Source organism: Nonomuraea salmonea (genome assembly GCF_042428605.1).
Lineage (GTDB): Bacteria > Actinomycetota > Actinomycetes > Streptosporangiales > Streptosporangiaceae > Nonomuraea > Nonomuraea salmonea.
Window position 1 is genome coordinate 182321 of record NZ_JBHMCF010000046.1, and the last position, 16180, is coordinate 198500.

The 16180-nt window shown below is 71.5% G+C and carries 20 protein-coding genes; 5 read left to right on the plus strand and 15 right to left on the minus strand.

The genetic code is table 11. The features are described from left to right. The first annotated feature begins 8 nt into the window (after positions 1 to 8). The gene (locus ACFFR3_RS41180; protein WP_379484902.1) at positions 9 to 1481 is read left to right on the plus strand and encodes a M81 family metallopeptidase; all 1473 of its coding nucleotides are present in this window, start codon (positions 9 to 11) and stop codon (positions 1479 to 1481) included. Here ACFFR3_RS41180 and ACFFR3_RS41185 read toward each other — a convergent pair. Beyond that, positions 1478 to 1921, minus strand: a complete 444-nt coding sequence (locus tag ACFFR3_RS41185; RefSeq protein ID WP_379484903.1) for a MarR family winged helix-turn-helix transcriptional regulator — start codon at positions 1919 to 1921, stop codon at positions 1478 to 1480. The genes ACFFR3_RS41180 and ACFFR3_RS41185 overlap by 4 nt on opposite strands. Then, entirely contained in the window at positions 1918 to 3387 is a 1470-nt protein-coding gene (locus ACFFR3_RS41190; RefSeq protein ID WP_364380216.1) for an MFS transporter, read from the minus strand. The genes ACFFR3_RS41185 and ACFFR3_RS41190 overlap by 4 nt, the downstream gene beginning before the upstream one ends. Before the next feature lie 247 nt (positions 3388 to 3634). Between ACFFR3_RS41190 and ACFFR3_RS41195 the strand changes: the two genes are divergently transcribed. Further along, a complete protein-coding gene (locus tag ACFFR3_RS41195; RefSeq protein WP_379484904.1) occupies positions 3635 to 4495 on the plus strand; it encodes a hypothetical protein in 861 nt (286 codons plus the stop codon). Here ACFFR3_RS41195 and ACFFR3_RS41200 read toward each other — a convergent pair. The 9 genes from ACFFR3_RS41200 to ACFFR3_RS41240 all read right to left on the minus strand — a co-directional run bounded on the left by ACFFR3_RS41200 (position 4474) and on the right by ACFFR3_RS41240 (position 11355). Continuing rightward, positions 4474 to 4722 carry a hypothetical protein gene (locus ACFFR3_RS41200; protein ID WP_345404203.1) on the minus strand — a complete coding sequence of 83 codons (249 nt, stop codon included), beginning with the start codon at positions 4720 to 4722 and terminating at the stop codon, positions 4474 to 4476. The genes ACFFR3_RS41195 and ACFFR3_RS41200 overlap by 22 nt on opposite strands. Then, complete coding sequence (locus tag ACFFR3_RS41205; RefSeq protein ID WP_345404206.1) at positions 4719 to 5288, minus strand: ArsR/SmtB family transcription factor; 570 nt, start codon at positions 5286 to 5288, stop codon at positions 4719 to 4721. The genes ACFFR3_RS41200 and ACFFR3_RS41205 overlap by 4 nt, the downstream gene beginning before the upstream one ends. 76 nt (positions 5289 to 5364) lie before the next feature. Continuing rightward, positions 5365 to 6546, minus strand: a complete 1182-nt coding sequence (locus tag ACFFR3_RS41210; protein WP_379484905.1) for an alpha/beta hydrolase family protein — start codon at positions 6544 to 6546, stop codon at positions 5365 to 5367. 66 nt (positions 6547 to 6612) lie between these two features. Next, the gene (locus ACFFR3_RS41215; protein ID WP_364380201.1) at positions 6613 to 7656 is read right to left on the minus strand and encodes an ABC-2 membrane transporter-related protein; all 1044 of its coding nucleotides are present in this window, start codon (positions 7654 to 7656) and stop codon (positions 6613 to 6615) included. Beyond that, entirely contained in the window at positions 7653 to 8570 is a 918-nt protein-coding gene (locus tag ACFFR3_RS41220) for an ABC transporter ATP-binding protein (protein WP_364380198.1), read from the minus strand. The genes ACFFR3_RS41215 and ACFFR3_RS41220 overlap by 4 nt, the downstream gene beginning before the upstream one ends. Before the next feature lie 34 nt (positions 8571 to 8604). Beyond that, entirely contained in the window at positions 8605 to 8997 is a 393-nt protein-coding gene (locus tag ACFFR3_RS41225) for a GntR family transcriptional regulator (RefSeq protein ID WP_345404214.1), read from the minus strand. Positions 8998 to 9210: 213 nt separating this feature from the next. Next, entirely contained in the window at positions 9211 to 9582 is a 372-nt protein-coding gene (locus tag ACFFR3_RS41230; RefSeq protein ID WP_345404216.1) for a group I truncated hemoglobin, read from the minus strand. A gap of 124 nt (positions 9583 to 9706) precedes the next feature. Beyond that, complete coding sequence (locus ACFFR3_RS41235) at positions 9707 to 10879, minus strand: MalY/PatB family protein (protein WP_364380194.1); 1173 nt, start codon at positions 10877 to 10879, stop codon at positions 9707 to 9709. Next, the gene (locus ACFFR3_RS41240) at positions 10876 to 11355 is read right to left on the minus strand and encodes a DinB family protein (RefSeq protein ID WP_364380191.1); all 480 of its coding nucleotides are present in this window, start codon (positions 11353 to 11355) and stop codon (positions 10876 to 10878) included. Before ACFFR3_RS41240 ends, ACFFR3_RS41235 begins: the two co-directional genes overlap by 4 nt. A gap of 65 nt (positions 11356 to 11420) precedes the next feature. On the opposite strand from ACFFR3_RS41240, the gene ACFFR3_RS41245 reads away from it, so the two are divergent. After that, positions 11421 to 12023, plus strand: coding sequence for a CGNR zinc finger domain-containing protein (locus tag ACFFR3_RS41245; RefSeq protein WP_379484906.1), 603 nt, complete (start codon positions 11421 to 11423; stop codon positions 12021 to 12023). A 59-nt stretch (positions 12024 to 12082) separates the two neighbouring features. Further along, positions 12083 to 12943, plus strand: coding sequence for an alpha/beta fold hydrolase (locus tag ACFFR3_RS41250; RefSeq protein WP_364380185.1), 861 nt, complete (start codon positions 12083 to 12085; stop codon positions 12941 to 12943). A 55-nt stretch (positions 12944 to 12998) separates the two neighbouring features. On the opposite strand, the gene ACFFR3_RS41255 is transcribed toward ACFFR3_RS41250, so the two are convergent. Continuing rightward, entirely contained in the window at positions 12999 to 13373 is a 375-nt protein-coding gene (locus tag ACFFR3_RS41255) for a hypothetical protein (protein ID WP_345404240.1), read from the minus strand. Positions 13374 to 13445: 72 nt separating this feature from the next. Next, a complete protein-coding gene (locus ACFFR3_RS41260; RefSeq protein WP_345404243.1) occupies positions 13446 to 14075 on the minus strand; it encodes a TetR/AcrR family transcriptional regulator in 630 nt (209 codons plus the stop codon). Positions 14076 to 14162: 87 nt separating this feature from the next. Between ACFFR3_RS41260 and ACFFR3_RS41265 the strand changes: the two genes are divergently transcribed. Beyond that, on the plus strand, positions 14163 to 15137 hold the full coding sequence (locus ACFFR3_RS41265) for an aldo/keto reductase (RefSeq protein ID WP_364380181.1): 975 nt from the start codon (positions 14163 to 14165) through the stop codon (positions 15135 to 15137). Positions 15138 to 15217: 80 nt separating this feature from the next. On the opposite strand, the gene ACFFR3_RS41270 is transcribed toward ACFFR3_RS41265, so the two are convergent. Both ACFFR3_RS41270 and ACFFR3_RS41275 read right to left on the minus strand, forming a co-directional pair. After that, positions 15218 to 15814 (minus strand): hypothetical protein, encoded by a 597-nt coding sequence (locus ACFFR3_RS41270; RefSeq protein WP_345404246.1) that lies wholly within the window; start codon positions 15812 to 15814, stop codon positions 15218 to 15220. Further along, a complete protein-coding gene (locus ACFFR3_RS41275) occupies positions 15804 to 16100 on the minus strand; it encodes a class I SAM-dependent methyltransferase (RefSeq protein WP_379484907.1) in 297 nt (98 codons plus the stop codon). The genes ACFFR3_RS41270 and ACFFR3_RS41275 overlap by 11 nt, the downstream gene beginning before the upstream one ends. Positions 16101 to 16180 lie beyond the last annotated feature (80 nt).

Consider the following 16180-nt stretch of genomic DNA (forward strand, 5'->3'; position numbering starts at 1 on the left):
GCACCACCGTGTCCACCACCGAGTCCACGACCGCGTCCACCACCGTGTCCACCACCGCGCCTCTGCGCATCGCCGTCTGCGGCATCCACATCGAGTCCAGCACCTTCTCGCCGCACCTGAGCGGCGCCGCCGACTTCGACGTCACCCGCGGCCAGGCCCTGCTCGACCGCTACGACTGGCTGGGCAGCCCGTGGGCGGCCGAGTTCGAGTGGGTGCCGCTCGTGCACGCCCGCGCCCTGCCCGGTGGCGCCGTCGAGCCCGCCGCGTACGACGCCTGGCGCGCGGAGATCGTCCAGGGTCTCGGCCAGGGCCGCTTCGACGGGGTGCTGCTCGACATCCACGGCGCCATGAGCGTCGTCGGCCGCGAGGACGCCGAAGGCGACCTCATCACCGCGATCCGGTCCGTGATCGGCCCGGAGCCGCTCGTGTCGGCCGCGATGGACCTGCACGGCAACGTCTCCCACGTCCTGTTCGACGGCTGCGACCTGCTGACCTGCTACCGCACCGCGCCCCACGTGGACGTCTGGGAGACCCGCGAGCGCGCCGCCCGCAACCTCGTCGAGGCGCTCAACGCCGGCGGCCGGCCGCACAAGGCGCTCGTGCACGTGCCGATCCTGCTGCCCGGCGAGATGACCAGCACCCGCGTCGAGCCCGCCCGCGGCCTGTACGCCCGCATCCCCGAGGTCGAGTCCAGGCCCGGCGTGATCGACGCGGCCATCTGGATCGGCTTCGCCTGGGCCGACGAGCCGCGCTGCACCGGCGCCGTCGTGGCCACCGGCACCGACCGGGCCGCCACCGAGCAGGCCGCCCGCGAGCTGGGCCAGGCGTTCTGGGACGCCCGCGACGACTTCGCCTTCGTCGCCCCCACCGGCTCCATGGACGAGTGCCTCGACGCGGCGCTGAAGGAGGGCGCGGCCCGGCCGTACTTCATCAGCGACTCCGGCGACAACCCGGGCGCGGGCGGCGCCGACGACGTCACCTACGCCCTGGAGCGCCTGCTGGCCAGGCCCGAGATCCGTGACGGCTCCGTACGCGCCGTCTTCGCCTCCCTCTTCGACCCCGAGGCGGTGGCGCGCGTCGGGCACCTGCCGGTCGGCTCGCCCGTCGGCGTGCGCGCCGGCGGCCGGATCGACACTCGCGCGCCGGGGCCGCTCCTGCTGGAGGGCACGCTGGAGGCCGTGGCCGACGACCCCGACGGTGGCCGGGTGGTCAGCGTGCGCGTCGGCGGGCTGAGCGTCTTCCTCACCTCGCGGCGCATGCAGTACCGGCTGCTGGAGTCGTACCGGCGGCTGGGGGTGGAGGTCGCCGAGGTGGACGTCGTCACCGTGAAGATCGGCTACCTGGAGCCCGAGCTGTTCGAGGCCGCCGCCGGCTGGATGCTGGCGCTCACGCCCGGCGGCGTGGACCAGGACCTGCACCGGCTGCCCTACCGCAACCTCAAGCGGCCCGTCTTCCCGCTCGACGCCGACGCCGCCCTCTAGCGCGCGGCCTGCTCCTCAGGGGTGCGCAGCCTGGTCATGATGCGGTCGAGCGCGGCCAGGTCGTCGGGGTCGAGGGCCAGCAGGGAGCGCGGCGGGCGGGCCAGGATGCGCTGGGCCTCCTCGGCGACCGCCGTGCCCGACGGCGTCAGCGTGACGATCTTGCTGCGGCGGTCGCCGGGGGACACGCTGCGGGTGACGTAGCCGCGCCGCTCCAGGTCGTCCACCATCAGCGAGGTGTACGGCTTGTCGGTGGCCAGCTCGGTCGTCAGCTCCCGCATGGTCATCGGCCCGGCCAGCAGGTAGCGCAGCGCCTTGATGCGGAAGAAGCTCATGCCGAGCGCGTCGGCCACCTCCTTGCGGCGGTTCTCCTGCCGCAGGACCAGGTCGTACATGGCGGCCCACACCCGGGCCACCGCCTCCTGCTCGTGGGTCTCGCTCATGTCGTCTCCTGCGGGTGGGCCAGCCGTTCGGCGGTGCGCGCGGCGCTGCGGCGGGCCCAGCCGGTGGTGGTCAGGATAGCGAGCAGCACGATCGCCACGCCGCAGCCGGTCACGATCCAGTAGCCGACGTGGCTGGCCGCAGGGAAGCCGGTGGCGAACGGGCCCGCCACCGCCGAGGTGACCAGCGCGCCGATGACCGCGACGCCGAGCGTCTGCCCGATCTGCCGGCTGGTCGAGGTCACCGCCGCCGCCACCCCGGCCCGCTCGCGCGGCATGCCGGACACGGCGGTGTTGGTGATCGGCGCGTTCAGCATGCCGAAGCCGAGGCCGAACAGCACGTACGCGGCCATCAGCCGCCAGATCGGCGTGTCCGTCGCGAGCCCCGTCATGATCAGGCCGCTCGCCCCGATCGAGGCGCCGGCCAGCAGCAGCGGCACCCGGGTCCCGGCGTTGGCCACGATCCGGCCCGCCAGCGGCGAGCACAGCACGGTCAGCCCCGCCATGGGCAGCGTGTAGAGGCCGGCGTGCAGCGCGGACAGGCCCAGCACGTCCTGCAGGTAGAGGGTGTTGACGAACAGGAAGCCGCCGAGCGCGGCGAACCCGCACACCGCCGTCACGGTCGCGCCCGCGAACGGGACGCTGCGGAAGAAGCGCAGCTCGATCAGCGGCTCCTCGGTGCGCAGCTCGTAGCGGATCAGTCCGGCCAGCGCCAGCGCCGCCACCGCGAAGCAGGCCAGCGTACGCGGCGACCCCCACCCGGCGGCCGGCGCCTCGATCAGCCCGAACGTCAGCGTCGCCAGCGCCACGATGACCAGCACCTGGCCCACCGGGTCCACCCGGCGCGGGCGCGGCGCGCGCGACTCGGGCACGAACAGCGCGCACAGCACGAACGCGGCCACGCCCACCGGGATGTTGATCCAGAAGATCGACTGCCAGCCGACCGCGCCCACCAGCGCGCCGCCCACCAGCGGGCCCAGCGCCATGCTGACGCCGCTCACCCCGCCCCACACGCCGATCGCCCTGGCCCGCTCGCGCGGCTCGGTGAAGGTGTTCGTGATGATCGACATGGCGACCGGGTTGAGCATCGACCCGCCCACCGCCTGCAGCGCCCGCGCCCCGATCAGCCAGCCCAGGCTCGGTGCCAGCGAGCACATGAGCGAGCCCAGCGTGAACAGCGTCAGCCCGGTCTGGAACGTGCGGCGCCGGCCGATCCTGTCGCCGGTGGAGCCGGACAGCATGAGCAGGCTGGCCAGCACCACCGTGTAGGCGTCGATGATCCACTGCAGGCCGGAGACGGAGGCGTTCAGGTCGCGCCGGATGGAGGGCAGCGCGATGTTCACGATCGTGTTGTCCAGACCGACGATGAACAGGCTCATGCAGCAGATGGCCAGGACGAGCATCCGCCGCCGCCGGCCGAGCGCGGGGGGCGCCGCAGCGGCGGAGGTGGACCGATCGGTTATAGGCATAAAACGATTATATTCGTATAACTAACGATGTCGCCGCTTTGGGGGAAGTGCCCGGATGGTGGGTCGGGACGTGCATTCCGGCTCGGCCGGTCGCGCCGATGGCGAGGAGCGCGAGATCTCTGGGGATGTCGCTCATCGCCGGAGGCGTCGCTTCAGGGGCGGGCCTTTCCCGATTCTGGGAAACCGGGGTGGGCGTGGGTGCGTCTACCACCACATGCGGATTTTTCCAGCTTTAGCGTTGCTCCTGGTGGGGATGACCTGCGGGGCCGACGCCCGCCGCCCGGTCGCCGATGAGGCGTTCACCACGCTCGCCCGCGAGGTGGCCGACCGCTGGCAGCGGTCACCGGAGCGGCGGCCCTGGCTGGAGGGATTCGTCCCGCTGAAGAACCTGACCATGCCGCCCAAGAGCCGGACCACGCCGCGATGGGCGTCGCGCAGCGAGCTCAACAGCGTCTGGAAGCTGGAGACGGACCTTCCGGACGAGACCCCTGCCCCGGCCGAGCTGCACTGGGCCGACGGGAGCACGCTGAACGTGCCGCTTGTGACGGCGAAGGCCGCCTACGCCGGCCTCACCAGGCCCAGGTCCTTCGTCGACGAGGAGTGCCCGGCCAAGGGCTGCCGGCCGCTCCGGGTGACCGCGGTGTCCCGCGGCACGGCCGCGTTCCCCACCAGCAGAGGCGACGTCCGGGTGCCCACGTGGGACTTCACCGTGCACGGCGTCCCCGGGCGGTTCCGGCGGGTCGCGGTGGACCCGGCCGCCATGGGCGGGCCGCCCCGGCCGGTCGCCGACAGTGTCCAGGAGATCAGGACGTACGACCAGAAGGGCCCGGCCGAGCTGCGGCTGCGTTACCTGCACGGCACCTGCGACACCACCTACGGCGCGCGTGCCCACGAGACGGCCGAGGCGGTCGTCGTGGACGTCGACGTCCGGTGGGACGAGGGCGTGACGTTCTGCAACCTGATGGGGAAGACCGACCACATCAGCGTGACGTTGCGTGAGCCGCTGGGCCGCCGGGTGGTGCTCGACTCCAGCAGCGGGGTGCCTCTGTTGCCGGACAGCGCCGTGGAGTTGAGCGACTTCAGAGGCTACGACCCGCGCCAGTCCTGACCGGCGCCTATGGGCGGCAGGACGGGCGGCAGGACGGGCGGCAGGGCGGGCGGCAGGGCGGGTTCGAGGCGGTCGGCCAGGCGGCGTAAGGCGTCCGCGAGCCGGGCGCGCACCCGCCGGTGCGAGCGGGGCGGGATCATGCGGGACCGGTCGGCCTCGGCGCGGCGTTCGGCGAGGTAGGCACGGGCGAACTCCTCGTGGATGCCGTGCGGCGAGGGCCGCCTCACGGCAGCTCGGGGAACGCGTGGTAGAAGAGGAAGATCGGGAGGCTGTCCGGCGGCGTCTCGTCGGCCGCGATGCGTTCTGCGGTCAGCTTGCGCCACGGCTCCATCACCGCGTTGAGCTGTTCGTTGAGCTGGGCCATCTCGTCCCTGGTGAGCCGCAGGTGCCGGCTGCTGCCGAAGCCCGCGTCCCGCCACTCCTCGGGCAACGCCGTGAGGTTGCGGTCGAAGTCGCGCAGCCGCTCGAACTGGTCGATCACCCACTGCGCGGTCCACGCCTGCATCACGGCCGCCGCGTACGGGCCTTCGAGATCCGTCTCCACCCGCCACCCGGGCATGGCCGCGCGCACCCACCGCTCCCGGCTGTCCCTGGCCAGCTCCGGCACGTCTTCGACCATGTCGTAGCGCTGCAGCTGCCGCAGGTGGTAGCTCACCTGGCCGGGGTCGGCGTCCATGCGCCTGGCCAGTTCGCTCACCGTGACCGGGCCGATCCGGAAGAGCAGACTGTAGAGCTTCATCCTGAACCGGTTCGTCAGCATCCTGAGAACGTCCAGGTTGTCGATCTGTTGCATGCCAACGACGCTAGGGGCGGCGCGCGGAAATGCTCAAGACCTCTACTGGATCTTGGAAATGCGCGCCGCCGTGCTCCTACCTGCAGGTCTTGCTCTCGGGGGCGCAGTGCTTGATTTCGGGGAAGCGGGGGGACGGCTTGTCGAGCTGCGGGCGGTGCTTCTTGCGCAGGTGCTGGTCGAGGAAGGCCGTCACGTAGCTACGGGTGATCGTCATGGCGCGGGCCCCGGCGATGTCGGCGCCGGCGTCGATGCCGAGCTGGTCGACCAGCAGGCCGAGGTCGGTGAACGACAGGTGCTCGGCCCCGGTCAGCAGCAGCCAGCGCTTCCACCCGGTGAGGTGCTTCCAGTCGCGCTCCCAGGTGGCGGCGGCCGCACCCTGGCCGGGCGTGTAGGTGGCCGGCTTGCCCAGGAACAGGAACGGCCGCGACAGTCCGCTGTCCGGGATCGCCATGTCGGTGGTGCCGTCGATGTCGATGCCGGCGCGGACGCGGGAGTCGCTCAGCAGGGTCGGGATGGTGGCGGCGCCTCCGACGGAGTGCCCGGCCATCGCGATCTTGGACGGGTCGATGAGGCGGGAGCCCTGCCACGCCGGTCGCGGCCCGGTCAGCCGGTCGAGGACGAAGGACACGTCGCGCGCCCGGCTCTTGACCAGGCCCACCCACCAGTCGGGGTTCTTGTCGATCTCGCAGGTGACGCACTCGGTGACGCGCCCGTCGGGGAAGGTCGTCGCGACGCTCTCGTACGTGTGGTCGATCGCGGCCACCACGTACCCCCTGCTCGCCAGCTCCTCCGCCAGCCCGGTGAGCTCGGAGCGGGGCTTTCCGTGGCCCGGGGAGAGCACGACGAGCGGCAGGCCGCGCTTGCGGCCGGCCGGCTCGGCGTCGGTGAAGGCGTTGGTCCTGGTCCTGCTGAGGATGTCGGCGGGGACGGTGGTGATCTTCCCGTCCTTCAGGAGCAGCTCGGACTCCTTGGGCGTCATGTACTGCGCCCGCTTGCGGCCCGGCGACTTCGCCGGATACCACACCGACACCATGAGCTCCCTGTACTTCACCGACGGCACCCACGGGTCGGCGCGTGAGGTGTCCTTCAGGTGCAGGGACGTGACGCCGACCGGGCTGGAGCCGGTCGGCTTGGGCAGGGCGGGCACGGGAGGCGCCGCCGCTGATGCGGGCGTCGCGGTCACGGCGGGCGTCGCCAGGGCGAGCAGGCTCGCGGCGACCGCCATTCCGCGCCTGAACCGTGTGCGGGCATGACTCATGACAGTGTCCCTTCTTGTTTTCCGGCAGGGTTGAGCGACCCCGTGGCGGGGGTGAGCGTTCTTGACTCAGGGCAGGCGGTGGCGGGTCCACCAGAGGCAGAAGCCGGCGAGCAGCGCCGACAGGGCCAGGAACAGCGCGGTCTCCACCCCTTGGAGCGGCCAGAAGGCGCCGAGCGGGTGGTACGCGAACCGCTGCCGGTAGCCGAGATCAGTGAGCCTGGCGAAGCACGCCTGTACGGCCGGCAGGCCGATCCGTGAGGGTGCGGGCCGTCCCGACGTGGGCGGCGGTGGCGAGCACTCACGGGTCCACGCGGGCAGGGCGGTGACCGTGCGGCCGCGGGCGTCCAGGGTGTCGTTGGCCAGCAGCCACGCTCCCGGCGGTCCCGCGACGGTCAGGCGGGGGACGGTGGGGTCGAACGAGCGGACGTTCGTCGCCGTGATCGGCACCGTGCGCTGCTCGGCCGGCAGCAGGTGCGGACGGACCGCCAGGGGCACGGCGAGCTGGACCAGCGCGAAGACGGCGAGCGTGACCGCCATCGCCGGCACGGTCCTGCGGATGACGGCTCCCGCGGCGACGCCGAGCGTGAACGCGAACGCGGCGTACCCGATCGGCGCCATGCCGCGAGCGCCGAACAGCCGGGGATCGACCCGTGAGAGGAGGCCAGGGCCCTCCATGCCGACGGGGAGCACGGTGGCGTCGGCCCACCAGGTGGTGGGCACGGTCGTGCCGGCGACCGCGTCGAGCGGGCCCGCCCACCAGGTGACCGCCAGGCTGAGCAGCCCGGACGCGGCCACGGCCGCCGATCCGACGACCGCCAGCTTGACGGCCAGCCAGCGGGTGCGGGTGACGCCCTGGTTCCACGCCAGGCGGTGGGTGCCCGTCTCCAGCTCGCGGGCGATCAGCGGGGCGCCCCAGAAGGCGCCGATGAGGGCGGGCAGGAGGTGGACGAGCGTCGCGCCGGCGTAGAACAGGGTCTCGTCGGCGGGGGCCACCCGGGAGAGGTGCCGCAGCGGCGGGCCGGTGACCGCCAGGGTGACGGCGACGGCGGCCAGGAGGGCGACCGCGATCAGGACATGGGGACGGAACTGGCGCCAGGTCAACCAGATCATCGGACGATCTCCAGCGCCGGCCGCCTCCCTGGCCCTTCCGCTTCGGGCCCATGCACGCGGGGTCCGGCGGGTTCGGCGGGCGGGCTCATGTAGGCGAGGACGAGGTCCTCCAGGGTGAGGGCGCCGACGGCCCAGGCGGGGTCGAGGATCGGCGCCTCCGTACGGACGATCAGCGTGCTCTGCCGCTCGGTGTGCGCCGCGGTGACCACGTGCTGGCCGGCGGGAAGACCGTCGCGGCGGGGCCCGCTGAGCCGGTGGTGCACCGCCAGCAGCTCATCGACGTCCCCGTCGAGCCTGACCTCGCCGCCCGCCAGGACGATCACCCGGTCGCAGACGCGTTCCAGGTCGGCGACCAGGTGGGAGGAGAGCACGACGCCGAGCCCGTGCTCGACGACCGCCTCCATGAGGTCCTGGAGGAACTCGCGGCGCGCGAGCGGATCGAGCGTCGCCACCGGCTCGTCGAGCAGCAGCAGCTCGGGCCGCTTGGCCAGGCCCATCGTCAGGGCGAGCTGGGCACGCTGGCCGCCCGACAGCTTCCCGGCCCGTTGCCGGGGGTCGAGCCCGAGCCGCTCGACCCTGGCGCGGGCGAGGGCGTCGTCCCAGCCGGTGTTGAGCCGGGCGCCCAGCTCGAGGTGGTCGGCGACGGTGAGCGCGGCGTAGACGGGGGCGTCCTGCGCGACGTACCCGACCTTGGTGAGCTGCTCGGGGCCGCTGCCAGGACGGCCGCCGCACACCTCGATCGTGCCCGAGGTGGGGGTCAGCATCCCGGCGGCCAGGCTCAGCAGGGTCGACTTGCCCGCGCCGTTGGGGCCGACGAGGCCGGTGACGTGCCCGGCCGGGATGTCGAGGGTGCAGCCGGTCAGCGCCGTACGGCGTCCGAACCTCTTGGTCAGCGCCCGCGCCCGCACGCTCATGTGGGCCGCCTCGGGGCCGTCACGGGGGGCGCGCTCACGCTATGTCCTCCTGAGCGACGCTGCGAAAGGTGGTCATGAACAGCGCCTCGATGCTCTCGTCGTCCAGCCCGGCCTTCCTGGCGCGGGCCAGCCAGCGCCGCAACTCCTGCCGCAGGGGGCCGTGCGCGGCCAGCGTGGTGTCGGCCAGCGTCCTGGTCACGAACGTCCCCACACCGGGACGGGCGGTGACCAGCCCGTCGTGTTCGAGCTCGCGGTAGGCCTTGAGCACGGTGTTGGGATTGATCGCCAGCCGCGCCACCACGTCCTTGACCGTGGGCAACTGGTCGCCCTCGCGGAGCAGGCCGAGGCGCAGCGCATGGCGTACCTGCTGGACGAGCTGCAGGTACGGCGACAGCCCCGAGCGGCCGTCCAAATAGAACTCGATCACGACTTCCTCCATTTAGCTATATTCATAGCACTATGGAGGAAGTCGTGTCGATCTGTGCCCGGCGTTCAGCGCTCGTGGCAGCGCTCGTTGCAGCGGCTGCTCGCCGGTTGAGCCGTGCCGGATGGTGGTCGAGCGGCGCCGCGGTCGCAGGAACTCGCGGCCGAGGACGGCGCGGCACCCGTCATCGAGGCGGTGCACCGCGCCGTCCGCTGATCAGGCCACGGACACCTGCCCGTCCACCACCTGGTCGCGCAGTGGGGCGAGGGCGCCGGCGATCGTCGCGATGGTGTCCTGCGGGACCCCGCAGTGTGTCAGCGCGCCGGCCAGGTGGCCGACCACCGCGTCGAAGTCCTCGCCGGTGATGCCCAGGCCGGCGTGGGCCTCGTCCATCGTCTTGCCCCTGTACTCCTGCGGCCCGCCCAGCGCGGCCGCCACGAAGCTGCGCTGGTGCGCCTTGAGTTTGCCCATGTCGGTGCCGGTGAAGTGGCCGCCGAGCCGCGGATCGGCCACGACCCGCTCGTAGAACTCGTCGACCACCGCCGAAACCGCGCTCGCGCCGCCGATCTGGTCGAAGATGGACGCCATGGTGACCTTCCCTCCGGGTGCGGTTGTCAGGAGGGTCACAGCGGGCCGTTCCATCACCGTGACGTGGCGGCAATACGCCTGCACCATAGTGCTCACCGCAGTGACGCGTACGTAACGTGCCCGTTCACTCGCGGGCGGCGGCGAGGCGGTCGAGGATCTCGGTGAGCGTGGCGGTGCTCGTGGCGAAGTTGAGCCGGGCGAACGCGGCGGTGTCCACCGCCGTGTGCTGGGCGAACTCGGCCCCCTCGCTGAGCTTGACCCGCGCCAGCCGTTCCAGCCGGGCAGCGGGCGCGCGGCCCCCGATCGGGCTGTCGGTGAAGTCGAGCCAACTCAGGTACGTGCCCTGCGGCGAGTGGTAGCGCGCGTCCCACGGCAGGCCCGCCGCCCACTCCTCGATCAGCCGCCGGTTGCGTTCCAGGGTGCGCATCAGCTCCGCCAGCCAGTCGTCCGAACGCCGCCACGCGGCCAGGGTGGCGACCCGGCTGAGCGTGCTCGGCGTGCCGAAGAAGTCGAGCGGCGCGGCGGCCAGCGCGTCGTGCAGCCGGTCGGGGCCAATGTGCGCGACGGCGCAGCGCAGGCCCGCGATGTTGAACGCCTTGGTCGCCGACGTGGCCGTGACCGTGCGGGCGGCGGCACTGCCGACGGAGGCGAACGGCACGTGCCGGTGCGGCGCGAACACCAGGTCGGCGTGGATCTCGTCGGCCAGCACCACCAGGTCCAGCTCCTCGGCGGCGCCGGCGTAGGCGCGCAGCTCGCCGGAGGTCAGGACGCGGCCGGTCGGGTTGTGCGGGTTGACGAGCACGAGCAGCCGGCAGCCCTGCTCCCGCAGCCGGGCCGTCAGGTCGCCCGTTGGGGGATGCCAGCCGGTCGCGTCGCTGGTCATGGGCAGCGGGACGATCCGCCGTCCCGCCCTGGCGATGCTGGCCAGGAACGGCGGGTAGGCGGGCACGTGGATCGCGACGCCGTCGCCTGGCGCGGTGGCGTACTCGATCATGACCTGCAGTATCTGCAGCAGGTCGGTGAAGACGCGCGCCCGTCCGGGGCGGGGACGCCAGCCGTGGCGGGCGGCCATGCGCTCCTCGAACGCCGCGACCACCGGGTCCTCGCCCGGCCAGTACGGGTAGCCGAAGTCCGCGCGGTCGGTGACCTCCAGGAGGCTCTCGCGGACGGCGGGCGGGACGCCGAAGTCCATGTCGGCCACCCACGCGCCGATGGTGTCCGGCGGCAGGGAGCCCCACTTGACGCCGTGGCCGGAGCGCAGGCGTTCGACGTCGATGGTCTCGAACGGGCCGCTCACGCCGCCGCCCCGGCGTGGATCGCGTCGCGCAGGATCTCCATCTGTCCGTGGTGCTGGGCGAGCTCCTCGTACACGTGCAGCAGCGCCGATCCCTGCGTCTGGACGTCGTCGGGGCCGAGGAAGCCGTCCGGCGGCGTGCCGCGCAGCGGGTCGGCGGGGACGGCCGCCCGTACGTCCTCGGCCAGCCTCGCCCGTACCTCCTTCACCTTCTCCAGCAGCGGCCCGACGGGTCCCGAGCTGACGAACTCGGCGTCGCGGTCGCGGGCCACCTCGCGTCCCGACACGAGCGCCCCCGCCCAGTACGAGGTCACGCCCAGGCAGTGGGTGAGCAGCGCGTACGGGGAGTTGGCGCCGGGCAGCGGCCTGATGTTGGCCCCCTCGTCGCCCAGCTCGGCGACGATCGCGGCCATCCCGTCGAGGGCGCGATCGACGTAGTAGAGGTACTCGTCCTCGGTGATCACGAGATGCCCTTCCATGCTTGTAACCGTCTTAGCTGGTGTACACCTTGCGACATGGACCTGTAACCGGTCAAGATGGTGTCGTGGGTTTCGTCTTCGTCAGCGGCAACCTCGCCCTCGACTTCGCCGGCACGCTCAAGTGGCGCCGCAGCGACCAGGACGAGCTCCTCGCCACCCCCGCCGACCTGTCCCGATGGGCGGTCGAAGCCGGCGTGACGACCGAGCCGCCGCCGGTCGGCGACGCGGACCTACGGCGGCTGCGCACACTGCGCGAGGCCATCTACCGCCTCGTCATCGAGGGCATGAACGACCGCCCCTGGCCGGAGGACGACCTGCACGTCGTCAACAAGGAGGCCGCCGGCGCACCCCCGGGGCTGCGCCTGACGCCTGCGGGCCTCGTCCGCACAGGCGACCCCACCGCACTGGCCGCCGCCGTATCCCGCTCAGCCGCCGAACTGCTCGCCGAACAGGGTCGGCTGCGCGTCAAAGAGTGCGCTTTCGACGACTGCACCCGCCTGTTCATCGACCGCTCCCGAGGCGGCAACCGGCAGTGGTGCGGCATGGAAGAATGCGGCAACCGCGTCAAGGTGGCGAACTACCGCTCCCGCAAGAACGCCGGCCCCCGAACACCCGTGCCGCGCCGAACCGGAGATCTCCGGAGCGCGGGGTGGACGGCGTCTCCGTGATGGGAGGGCTTTGACCCGGGCGTTAACGGGGCAGGGAAGGTCGTTGTGGGGTGATGCGCATGGAACTGGAACACAAGCGCGCCGACACCAACGGCATACGGCTGCACTACGTCGTCGCGGGTTCGGGGCCGACGGTCATCTGCCTGCACGGCTGGCCCGAGACGCACCGCGAGTACCAAGTCGTCATGGAACGGCTGGCGGGCCGGTACCGCTTCATCGCGCCCGACCTGAGGGGGTTCGCCGACAGCGACAAGCCGTTCGCCGGGTACGAGCCCAAGACGATCGCCGCCGACATGCTGGGTCTGCTGGCGGCGGAGCGGGCTGATCGTTTTCACATTCTGAGTCACGACCTCGGCGGACCCGCCTCGGTCGCCCTCGCCTACCTGGCGGCAGACCGCGCGCTGTCGCTCTCGACGATCGAGACGCCGTTCTTCGGGCTCGACTACCCGGGCTACGTGGACCCCCGGGTGACGTACTGGCATCTCGGGCTGCACATGAACATGGACATCGCCCGTTTCCTCATCGAAGGCCGCGAGGAACGGTATCTGCGGCACTTTTTCCGGGACTTCGCCTACGACCCGACCGCGGTGCCGGAATCGGAAATCCAGGCATACGTCCTGCAGATGCGCCAGCCCGGCAACCTGCGGGCGAGCCTGAACCTCTACGGTTACATCCCGCAGATGGCCGAGCAGACGAAGGAGCTGACCGCGGCGAAGCTCGGCGTGCCGATGATGGCGTGGGGCGGGCGGGCGTCGTTCGGTTCCCACTGTGTCGAGAGCGCGAAGGCCATCGCGCACGACGCCCGCGGCGGCGTCATCGAGCAGTGCGGTCACTGGGTGTTCCGGGAACGGACCGACTTCATCTGCGCGGAACTGGCGCGATTCTGGGACGACGCCGCCTCGGCCGCCGCACCCACCTGAGCGTCATGAGCCGGGCCTCACGTGGCGGCCACGGTGACGACCTCCGCGGCGGAGTTCAGGCGGTGAACCAGCCGTTGCTCGACGGGGTCAGCAGCAGCGCGATGACGCCCACGGCCAGCGCGAGCCCGGCGGCCGCGCCGACGCTGACCGTGCTCATCAGCCCTACGAGCGCGTTGGCCGCCAGCAGCCCCTGGATCGCCAGGCCCACCCACTGCACCCACTTGCGGCGGGTCCGCATGAGGAAGACAATCGCCCCGGCGAGCACCGCCATGGCCACGCCGAGCACGAAGTTGAGCACCAGGAGCCCGTTCAGCGCGAGCGGAAGCAGGACGAGGGCGCTCAGCATGACCTCCATGAGCACCTGTACGCACATGAGCACCCGGGCCGCTCGCACCGTGCCGGGCATGAGGTGGACCTGCCGCACGTTCACGTGGCCTCCGCGGGGGTGAGAGCAGGTTGATCACGATAACGGCGGCTCCGCGCCCCGGCAACGAGCAGTTCGTCAGCGGGCGTCACGCAGGCGCAGGAGATGCCCGGTGATGTGGTCACGGGCGGCGGCGACGGCGCGAGCCGCGTGGTCGTCGATGCCCTGCGGCGGGCGGGTGCCCTTGAACAGCAGCGTGGCGTAGCCGTGCGTGGTGGACAGGTGCACGTACACGAACTCGGCGGTGTCGGCCCAGGAGGTGTCGGCGGGCAGCACGTCCGCGGCCAGGCGCATGAGGGCGGCCGTGAGCCGGCGGCTCTGCTCCTGGACGGTCGGACGGTGGGGCTCGGCGAAGTCGTAGGAGTAGATGAGGTCGAGGCCGGTGCGGTGTTCCAGGACGAAGCGGGTGTAGGCGCCCGCGGTGGCGGCGAGCCGGTCCACGGGGTCGGGCCCCGCCCGCCCGGCCGCCTCGGCGAGAACGTCGGTGATGTCGCCGATGATGGCGGCCGCGCAGGCGGCGAGCAGCGCCTCCCGGTCGGGGAAGTGACGGTACGGCGCGGCCGATGACACGCCGACGCGGGCGGCGACCTTCGCCACGGAGAAACCGCTGACGCCCGATTCGGCCAGGAGCGCGAGACTCTCGCGGATCAGCTCTTGACGCAGGTCGCCGTGGTGGTAGCCGCGTTTCTTCGGCGTGGGGCTGCTCACGGCGAACGATTCTCCTCCCTTTCCAATGTTAGAGTACTCTTACTTAATGTTAGAGACCTCTTACATCGCTGGAGATGAGAACGCATCATGAAGCAACGGACACTCGGACGGCAGGGGCTGACGGTGTCGGCGCTGGGATACGGCGCGATGGGCATCTCTCTGGCCTATGGCCCGTCGGACGAGAACGAGGGGATCGCGACGATCCGCCGGGCCCACGAACTGGGCGTGACGTTCTTCGACACGGCCGAGCTGTACGGGCAGGGCGAGAACGAGCGGATCGTCGGCGCCGCGCTCGCCCCCATACGCGACGAGGTCGTCATCGCGACCAAGTTCGGCTTCGACTTCACCGGCACCAGAGAAGGCGGTGTCGACAGCCGTCCCGAGCACATCCGCGAGGTCGTCGACGCCGGCCTGCGCCGCCTCGGCGTCGACGTCATCGACGTGCTCTACCAGCACCGCGTCGACCCCAACGTGCCCATCGAGGACGTGGCGGGGACGGTCAAGGAGTTCGTCGACGCCGGCAAGGTCCGCTACTTCGGGCTGAGCGAGGCGGGGGCCAACACCATCCGCCGCGCGCACGCCGTACAGCCCGTCTCGGTCCTGCAGACCGAATACTCCCTGTTCGAGCGGGACGTCGAGAGCCTCTTCCCCGTCCTGCGCGAGCTCGGTATCGGGTTCGTCGCCTACTCGCCGCTCGGCCGGGGCTTCCTCACCGGCCAGGCCAAGCCCGGCGCCGAGTACGACCCCACCGACATGCGCAGCTGGGACGCCCGCTTCCAGCCAGGCAACTACGAGAAGAACCTGGAGGCCACCCAGCGGCTCGCCGACCTGGCCGCGGCCAAGGACGCCACCGTCGCCCAGCTCGCCCTGGCCTGGCTCCTGGCCCAGGGCGACGACATCGTCCCCATTCCCGGCACCCGCAGCCCCCGGCGGCTGGAGGAGAACGTGGCCGCCGCCACCCTCACCCTCGACGACGCGGACCTGAAGCGCATCGCCGAGATCCTCCCGACCGGCGGCTTCGGCGCCCGCTACCCCGACCCCCTGCTGCCCACCTGGGACTGACCCCGCAACGGACGCACCCTGCCTGGGCGGCGAGGACCTCACCCAGCAGCGTGAAGAGAACCTCGGTCACCTTGCGCGTGCTAAGCGCATTCTGGACTAGGGAGTGACAGGATCGGAGCGGGACTGTTCATCAGCTCCCCATCCAGGCGAACGCCGCTTTCCGCTTCGACCACGGCCAGGCAGGCTGCGTCAATGTCCACTGACGCATCCGCCTCCTCAGTGTCATAGCACCTGCTGAAGAGACCGGCATAGGCACTCAACGGTCCGAGAAGCTCGGTCCAGGGTGTGAAAGGTCCGGAAGCCGGCTCGGGGCCCTCAAGGTCACCTTCGGCTTCACCGTAACGGACGTGCATGCTGGTACAGCCGTTGATGTCGAAGGCCACATACCAGTGCCGGAAGCCTTCGCCGCCCAACTGGTCAGTCATCTGTCGGTGCTCGGGCACGGGGAAGACCCAACCCAAGGTGACGATGCCGGCACCGACCTGGTGAAGCGAGATGCCGTCGCTGAGATGCGGCAGGTCGTCGGGACCCTGCAGGTCGCTAGCGGTGTATCCCATGCGACGCACGGCGTCGTCGATGGTGAGGACGCCCGAGTCGGGAATCGTCACCGTGTACGCCATGTCCTCGCCGAACTGATCGAGCATGCCGGTGTAACGAGCAACAGCCTCATCCAGCACGACGAGCCGGCCTTTCGCCGCGAAGGAGCCCGGCGCTCGCGTCGACGCCGGTCACGAGAGCGCCTCGATCGCGCAACGCGGAGAACAGCGGACCCGAGCCGCGGCCGGAGTCGAGGATGCGCCTTCCGGTCACATCCCCGGTGAGCTCCAGCATCGCGGGCCGCGCATGGTACGCGTGCATGAGGCTGGTCTCGTTCTCGGCCGTGTACCCCTCGGCGATCCGGTCGTAGTCGTTGAAGCGGGACGAGGAGGAGGCCTCGATATGCTCCTCGGGCATCGCAGACATGCGGGTCATTGTGGTCCATCGGTTCCCTGGTGTCGTACGGACCTCTGCAAGGCCCTCAGGCGACTGTCTGGACGCAGCGA